The 641-nt window shown below is 35.6% G+C and carries 1 protein-coding gene; it reads right to left on the bottom strand.

Going from position 1 to position 641, the window contains the following annotated elements; all coding sequences use genetic code 11:
• Positions 1–58 precede the first annotated feature (58 nt).
• Positions 59–641, bottom strand: a 583-nt coding sequence (locus tag DWZ47_RS30295; RefSeq protein ID WP_233525145.1) for a hypothetical protein, incomplete at its 5' end; no start/stop codon positions are given.

Raw genomic sequence — 641 nt, 5'->3', positions numbered from 1 at the left:
TAATGGTTTGCAGCTTGCCGCCGTTAGGCGGAACAGGTGCATGTTACCGATATATTTTTTACGAACATTGCCAAAATCCTGCGATTATTTCATTGGTTGTACAGCGCTTATACAAATACAAAGCTCCATATCCGAAAGGATAACTGCCAATAGTAACATCTTCACTATATCCGTCCTCGTCTATTGATAAGAAAAAAGAAAAACCATGTTTCTCTAATTCTTTATAATAGCTTTCTTCATCTTGGATAAGGGAAGGTTCACCACCTATTTTTACAAGTATATTTTCACTATCCTTATCTTCTGAATATTCACTGATAGAACACATGTCTAAGCTGGCGTTTCGCTTTTCTGCACAATTGCCAATTTCGGAAAATTCATGTTCTATTACTTTGACTGCTATTGAGGGATATATGTTGTTGTCAATAAGAGTGTCATAATCTTGGTGAATGATGATAGAAAGCATGATGTTCTCCTTTTCAGGATGTACCAGTGTTGCATAGAATTTATAATCGCAAGGGATTTGTCCTTCTATACATTTAGGAGGATTGCCACCAATCCTGCCTTTTACATTCTTATCGAATGGAATACATTTGGCATATCGTTCGTTCATATTTTCTTTGTTTTTATTATTATCGGTAATG

It is taken from the genome of Bacteroides sp. AF32-8BH (genome assembly GCF_003435205.1).
Taxonomy (GTDB): Bacteria; Bacteroidota; Bacteroidia; order Bacteroidales; family Bacteroidaceae; genus Bacteroides; species Bacteroides ovatus.
The sequence above is the reverse complement of the archived record's forward strand: the minus strand, read 5'-3'. Positions and strand labels throughout refer to the sequence as shown.